The sequence below is a fragment of the Streptomyces sp. SID5785 genome (assembly GCF_009870065.1).
Lineage (GTDB): Bacteria > Actinomycetota > Actinomycetes > Streptomycetales > Streptomycetaceae > Streptomyces.
Genome location: NZ_WWIA01000982.1, coordinates 1 through 6,887, shown reverse-complemented (window position 1 = coordinate 6,887; position 6,887 = coordinate 1). Strand labels below are relative to the sequence as shown.

The window sequence follows — 6,887 nt, the reverse complement described above, 5'->3', positions numbered from 1 at the left end:
GGTCGCGCCCCGCGGCGGAGCCGCTGATGTCAGGGGCGGGCGCGGCGTTCGCGCCACCACGCGTCCACCGACCACACCGCCGCCCCGGCGAGCACGAGCGGCAGCCACGCCATGAGATAGGCCAGGTCGTTGCCCAGGTAGTACGGCTCGGTGGCCCAGCTGACGGTCAGCCACAGGCTGAAGGAGATGAGCGCCCCGCCCAGCGCGGCGACCCGCGCGAGGATGCCGAGCAGCGTCCCGAGCCCGACCGCGAGCTCGCCGAGCGCGATCGCGTAGCCGAAGCCGGGCGGGGACTTGAGGGCCAGGTCGACGAGTTCGGGGAAGGCGGAGATGTTGCGCACCCCGCGCATCTGGTCACCGATCGAGCCGGCTCCGCTCGACTTGAAGAACGCGCTGTCGGTGAGTTTGTCGAACGCCGCGTAGATGAAGGTGACGCCGAGGAAGATCCGCAGCGGCACCAGCGCGTACCGCTGCGCGGAGTCCCGCCAGTCCGTGCTCCCCTCGACGTAGCTGGTGTGCACATCCGTCCCGATGCCGTGTGCCATCGCCGGTCCGCCGCCTCTCCGCGCCTGCTGCCCTGCCTGCAACCCGTCCGTCACTCGACGATACGTACGGGAGCGCGATTCGGCTCAGTCGTGCGGCCGTTCGGCTGGGTCCGCGGGGCCGGGGGGTGCCGGGGCTCAGTCGAGGACGTCGACGGTGACGCGGTTGGTCTCGACGCCGGTCGCCGTGATCACCTGCACCTCGACGCGGCCGGGCTCGACGTCCACCGGGACCGGCACCGTGAGGAGGGCGTCGGTGGGGTTGGTGAAGCCGCCCGGGACCGGCACGAGCGGGACGTGGACGTGCACGGCGCCGATCCGCACCGCGACCCGCGCCAGCTGCTCGGCGCCGCCCGCGCCGGGCGGCACGAACCCGGTGCCGCGGATCTCGATGTCGTCCCCGGTACGGATCGGGGCGTCCAGGTCTCCGGCCTCGCGGGCCCGCACCACGGACAGGACGACCGGCCGGCCGCCCTCCGCGTACTTGCCGCACAGGTACGTCGCCGCCGACACCGCGACGAGGACGGCGAGGCCCCACGGCAGGTCGGGCAGCTGGTCGGGGCGGCGGGCCAGCCGGGCCGCCGCCCAGACGACCGCGGCCGCGCTGACGACGACGTACTGCGTGTCGGTGAAGCTGCCGCGTCCGGCGTCGTCGGTGAGCAGGTCGGCGGCGCGCGGCCGGGCGGCCCGCACCTTCTGCAGGCGCTGTCCGGCGATGCGCAGGGCGACGACCCGGCGGACCAGGACGGCGACCGCGCAGACGACGGCGAGGACGGTCAGGAGCCCGGCGCCACGGGCCAGTTCGAGCCCGTCGATGAGTGCGTCGCGGCGCTCGGCACCGTCGGCGACGGCCAGCTCACCGGCGAGGACGAGCACGGCGAAGACCGCGAGGAGCACGACGGCGGCGGCGACCGCGCGCGAGGTGGAGAGCCGGTTGTCCTCACCGACGAGCGGGGCGAGGGCGCCGCCGCGGGCCCGGTGCAGGTGCGCGGCGGCGGTGAGCAGCCCGCCGGTGACGACGGCGGCGACGAGCCCGGCCGAGCGGGCGGCGGTCCAGCCGGCGCCGAGCGCGGTGAGCACCTGGACGAGCAGCAGCAGGCCGGTGCCGCCCCAGACCACCGCCAGGGTGCGCGGCCACAGTGCGGTGAGCCACGCGCTGCTCTCCTCGCGGCCGCGTTCGGTGACGGCCCGCGCGGACTGGGTGAGTTCGTCGGAGATCCACTGCCGGGAGGCGCCGGCCGAGTGCTCGACGGCGGGCGGCAGCCCCTGCCCCGCGGCGAACGCGTCGCGCTTCGCGGCGAACGCGGCGACGGCCCGGCGATGCCCCTCGCGCGCGCCGTGCGGACAGTCACCGCACGTGCAGCCGCCCTCGTGCGTCCCCTGCCCCTGCCGGGCTTCCTGCACCGCCACCGCGACGCCCCACCTTCAAGATCGTTCGACAGCGGTCACGCGGCTCGTGGCGCCTGTCGTCAACTTCCTTGCGATGAGAGGGAATTGTGCCTTACGCGGCGCACGCTCCGGCGCACGGGCCCATCTCGCCCGGGTGAACGGCCGGGACGCGTGTTGACCTGCCTGGACAGGGCGGGTGCGGGCCGTCAGGCCAGGAACTCCGGCTCGCTGCGCGTGATGTCCTGCCACAGGCTCTGGTAGTTGATCCACGCGACGAGGTCGCCGCCGGTCTTCTCGCGGGTCTCGACGGCCTGGCGCCGGTCGATGAGCACCGGGCGGCCTGCGGCCCGCGCGGCGAGCTGGACCTCGGCGCAGCGTTCGAGCGCGATGAACCACCAGGCGGCGGCGTCCACCGAGTCGCCCACGGTGAGCAGCCCGTGATTGCGCAGGATCAGCGCCTTGAACGCGCCGAGCGCGACCGCGATCCGCTTGCCCTCGCCGGCGTCGACGGACACGCCCGTGTACTCGTCGAGCAGCGCGTGGTCCTCGTAGAAGGCGCAGGCCTCCTGGGTGATCGGCTCGATCAGCTCGCCGAGCGCGGCCAGGGCGCGGCCGTAGGTGGAGTGGCAGTGGGCGACGGCGACCAGGTCGGGCCGGGCCCGGTGCACCTCGGCGTGCACGGTGAACGCGGCCTGGTTGACGTGGTGGCGGCCCTCGCGGACCTGACCGTCCCCGTCGGCCAGGACGAGGTCGCCGACGGTGACGTGGCGCAGCGGCATGCCGAACGGGTTCACCCAGTAGCAGTCCTCGAACTCGGGGTCGCGGGCCGTGATGTGGCCCGACACCCCGTCCTCGTACCCGAGCCGGCCGAACGTGCGCAGCGCCCCGGCGAGCCGCTCCTTGCGGTACCGCCGCTCGTCGGCGGGGTCGGTGTGCACGGGCGGCATCGCGAAAAGCAGCTGGTCGGTGGGGACCGGGGCGGGGATCTGCGTCGACATGCTGCGGAAGGTACCTCCGGCACCGCGAGGACGACAGAGCCGGGCTGTGAAAAGAATGCGGTGAACGCATGCAATAGACGACAGGGGCTGTCGGGTATCGGCGCGACACTCGCCGTATGACGTCGAACACCACCGCATCCTGGGCCGCCCTCACCGCCGCCGAACCGGAGTTCGCGAAGACCGTCGAGGAGCGCTTCGCACAGCACACCCATCACGTCCTCGCGACGCTGCGCAGGGACGGCTCGCCCCGCACCAGCGGTCTGGAGGTGCGCTTCCTGGACGGCGAGTTCTGGCTCGGCATGATGACCGGCTCGCTCAAGGCCCGCGACCTGCTGCGCGACCCGCGCTTCGCGGTGCAGGCGAACCCGGGCGAGGGCACGACGATGGGCGGCGGCGACGTCCGGATCAGCGGGCGCGCGGTGCCGGTCGAGGACGCGGAGTCCGTCGCCCGCTACACGGCCGAGGTCGAGGTGCCCGACCCGGCGACGTTCCACCTCTTCCGCACGGAGCTGACCGAGGTGAGCCGGACCTTCGTCGAGGACGACACGTACCTGGTGCTCCAGGTGTGGAACCCGGGCGGCGGCCCGGTCCGCACGATGAAGCGCACCTAGGAACGCGAGAGTGCCGCCCACCGATACGGCGGGCGGCACTCTCGGCGAACCGTGGGGACTACTCCCACTCGATGGTGCCCGGCGGCTTGCTCGTCACGTCGAGCACCACGCGGTTGACGTCCGCGACCTCGTTGGTGATGCGCGTCGAGATCCGGGCGAGGACCTCGTAGGGCATCCGGGTCCAGTCGGCCGTCATCGCGTCCTCGGAGGAGACGGGGCGCAGCACGATCGGGTGGCCGTAGGTACGGCCGTCGCCCTGGACGCCGACCGAGCGGACGTCCGCGAGCAGCACGACCGGGCACTGCCAGATCTCGCGGTCCAGGCCTGCGGCGGTGAGCTCCTCGCGCGCGATGGCGTCGGCCTCGCGCAGCAGGTCCAGGCGGTCCTTGGTGACCTCGCCGACGATACGGATACCGAGGCCGGGGCCCGGGAAGGGCTGGCGCTGGACGATCTCGTCCGGCAGGCCCAGCTCGGCGCCGACCATGCGGACCTCGTCCTTGAACAGCTGGCGCAGCGGCTCGACGAGCTCGAACTCGATGTCGTCGGGGAGCCCGCCGACGTTGTGGTGCGACTTGATGTTCGCCGTGCCGGTGCCGCCGCCGGACTCGACGATGTCCGGGTAGAGCGTGCCCTGGACGAGGAACGCGACCTCGGGGCCGTCCTCCTGGAGGATCTCCAGCTGGGCCTGCTCGAAGACGCGGATGAACTCGCGGCCGATGATCTTGCGCTTGGTCTCGGGGTCGGAGACGCCCGCCAGCGCGTTCAGGAAGCGCTCGGACGCGTCGACGACCTTCAGGTTCGCCCCGGTCGCGGCGACGAAGTCCTTCTCGACCTGCTCGGTCTCGCCCTTGCGCATCAGGCCGTGGTCGACGTAGACGCAGGTGAGCTGGGAGCCGATGGCCTTCTGGACCAGGGCCGCGGCCACCGCGGAGTCGACGCCGCCGGACAGGCCGCAGATGGCGCGCTTGTCGCCGACCTGGGCGCGGATCGCCTCGACCTGCTCCTCGATGACGCTGCCGGTGGTCCAGCTCGGCTCCAGGCCGGCGCCGCGGTACAGGAAGTGCTCGAGCACCTGCTGGCCGTGCGTCGAGTGCATGACCTCGGGGTGGTACTGGACCCCGTACAGCTTCTTCTCGTCGTTCTCGAACGCGGCGACCGGCACGACGTCCGTCGACGCGGTCACGGTGAAGCCCTCGGGCGCCGCCGAGCAGGCGTCGCCGTGGGACATCCACACCGACTGCTCGGCGGGGGTGCCCTCGAAGAGGGTGGAGCTCGCCCTGGAGACGGTGAGCGGGGTGCGGCCGTACTCGCGGGCGCCGTTGTCGTCGACGGTGCCGCCGAGGGCCGTGGCCATCAGCTGGAAGCCGTAGCACATGCCGAAGACGGGGACACCGGCGTCGAAGAGCGCGCGGTCCAGGCGCGGGGCGCCCTCCGCGTAGACCGACGAGGGGCCGCCGGAGAGGATGATCGCCGCCGGGTTCTTGGCGAGCATCTCCGCGACCGGCATGGTGCTCGGCACGATCTCGCTGTAGACCCGGGCCTCACGGACGCGGCGGGCGATGAGCTGGGCGTACTGCGCACCGAAGTCGACGACCAGGACGGTGTCGGGGGTGGTGGCAGCGGGGGTCGCTGATGACACGGGTTGCCTTCCGGCGGCTGAGCGGGGGTCGTGGGGGCGATTCTACCGGGCGTGCGCTGCGCGCAGCTTCGCCCAGGGATGTGGACGAGAAGAAGGGCGGCGTACACTGCGGGCATGTTCTCGCAGACGACCTTCGTCTTTACCTATGGCAGCCGGCCCGCCGGATGCCATGGTCGTGCTGCTTGAGCCACTGACAAGCCACTTCCCAGGCGCCCCGGGCCGACAAGGCCCGGGGCGTCTGGCGTTTCCGGGACCTGTCGGGCCGGGGCCGTCCACCGAACAGGAGCCCCGCCCGTGACCACCATGACCCCGAAGACCGCCCCGACCGAGCAGACCGGCGCCCGCACCGACGAGGCCGCCGAGCTGATCACCGGGGCCCGGGACCGGATCGACGCACTGGACGACCGGATCATCGGCCTCGTCCAGGAACGGATGGCCGTGTCCGCAGTGATCCAGGAGGCCCGCATCGCGTCCGGCGGGCGGCGCGTGAACCTGTCCCGCGAGATGGACGTGCTCGGCCACTTCCGGGACGCGCTGGGCCGGCCCGGCACCTCGCTCGCGATGACGCTGCTCGAACTGTGCCGGGGCCGGATCTGAGCCCCGGGCGGACCCGAGTTCGATTCTGCCCTCACCCGTACGGCGCGTGACCGGTCGGCGCGGGCTTCGTTGGTCCCGTTGTCCGTGCCAGCCAGGGGCGGGCCAACCGAACCACGCGTGGCTCCGCTGGAGCGATGAGACGTCGCGGTCACGCCGCGCACGTCGTGGGACCTCGCTTCAGTGATGTGACCGGACGGCAGGGGACAGCAGCCCGGTCACCCAAGAGAACGGCCGGCTCCGGGGACGCCCGGGGCCGGTCGGCCTCCCGTCCCGATCCCCTCACACCAGCACAGAGACAGCACCGGTGAGCACGATGCGTAGACAGGCCCCACGCCTTCGCCTCAGGTCCCCTGCTCCACGAGCCGGTGGTCGCCTCTGCCGCAGGGGTGCCGTCACATGACTCCCCCGGCCCGCCTGAAGATCGTCTTCCTGCTCAACAACGCCTACGGCATCGGCGGCACCATCCGTGCCACCGCCAACATGTCCGCGGCGCTGGCCGCACGGCACGCCGTCGAGGTCGTCAGCGTGCACCGCGTCCTCGACCGGCCGGGGCTGCCCTTCGATCCGCGGGTGCGCATGACCACCCTGATCGACCTGCGCGAGGACAGCTCCGCGTACGCGGGTGACGACCCGCTCGCCCAGGAGCCGTGCACGATGTACCACGAGCGCGGCACCCGGACCGGGCGGCTGCGCTACACCGCGCTGCACGACGCGCGGATCTCCGCGTTCCTCGCCGGGACCGACGCCGACGTGGTGATCGCGACCCGGCCGATCCTCAACGGCTATCTCGCCCGCCACGGCGCCGGACGCTATCTGCGCATCGGCCAGGAGCACCTCTCCTTCGACGGGCACGCCGAGGACGTGCGCCGCCACCAGAACGTGGCGCTCGCCCGGCTCGACGCGTTCGTCACCGTCTCCGAGGCGGACGCCGCGCGTTACCGCGCCGAACTCCCCCAGGTCCGTACGGCCATCACCTGCGTGCCCAACGGCGTGCCCGCGCCCGGCGTCGAGCGCGCCCCGCTGGACTCGAAGGTGATCGTGGCAGCCGGCCGACTGATCCCGGTCAAGCGCTACGACCGGCTCGTCGACGCCTTCGCCGAGGTCGCCGCCG

The 6,887-nt window shown here is 72.7% G+C and carries 7 protein-coding genes; 3 read left to right on the top strand and 4 right to left on the bottom strand.

Annotated elements, in window-relative coordinates:
• Window positions 1-29: 29 nt before the first annotated feature.
• From GTW43_RS32065 to GTW43_RS32055, 3 genes are all read right to left on the bottom strand, one after another.
• A complete protein-coding gene (locus GTW43_RS32065) occupies window positions 30-545 on the bottom strand; it encodes a DoxX family protein (RefSeq protein ID WP_161305479.1) in 516 nt (171 codons plus the stop codon).
• A 135-nt stretch (window positions 546-680) separates the two neighbouring features.
• Complete coding sequence (locus GTW43_RS32060) at window positions 681-1,952, bottom strand: hypothetical protein (RefSeq protein ID WP_161305478.1); 1,272 nt, start codon at window positions 1,950-1,952, stop codon at window positions 681-683.
• Between the two features lie 185 nt (window positions 1,953-2,137).
• The gene (locus GTW43_RS32055) at window positions 2,138-2,929 is read right to left on the bottom strand and encodes a class II aldolase/adducin family protein (RefSeq protein ID WP_161305477.1); all 792 of its coding nucleotides are present in this window, start codon (window positions 2,927-2,929) and stop codon (window positions 2,138-2,140) included.
• 116 nt (window positions 2,930-3,045) lie between these two features.
• Here GTW43_RS32055 and GTW43_RS32050 point away from each other — a divergent pair, with 116 nt between their 5' ends.
• Window positions 3,046-3,540 carry a pyridoxamine 5'-phosphate oxidase family protein gene (locus GTW43_RS32050; RefSeq protein ID WP_161305476.1) on the top strand — a complete coding sequence of 165 codons (495 nt, stop codon included), beginning with the start codon at window positions 3,046-3,048 and terminating at the stop codon, window positions 3,538-3,540.
• A gap of 58 nt (window positions 3,541-3,598) precedes the next feature.
• On the opposite strand, the gene guaA is transcribed toward GTW43_RS32050, so the two are convergent.
• Window positions 3,599-5,179 (bottom strand): glutamine-hydrolyzing GMP synthase, encoded by a 1,581-nt coding sequence (guaA, locus tag GTW43_RS32045; RefSeq protein WP_161305475.1) that lies wholly within the window; start codon window positions 5,177-5,179, stop codon window positions 3,599-3,601.
• A gap of 303 nt (window positions 5,180-5,482) precedes the next feature.
• Between guaA and GTW43_RS32040 the strand changes: the two genes are divergently transcribed.
• Together GTW43_RS32040 and GTW43_RS32035 are read left to right on the top strand one after the other, a co-directional pair.
• Entirely contained in the window at window positions 5,483-5,776 is a 294-nt protein-coding gene (locus GTW43_RS32040) for a chorismate mutase (RefSeq protein ID WP_161305481.1), read from the top strand.
• A 414-nt stretch (window positions 5,777-6,190) separates the two neighbouring features.
• Window positions 6,191-6,887 (top strand): glycosyltransferase (locus GTW43_RS32035; RefSeq protein WP_161305480.1); only part of this gene is annotated, 697 nt, incomplete at its 3' end.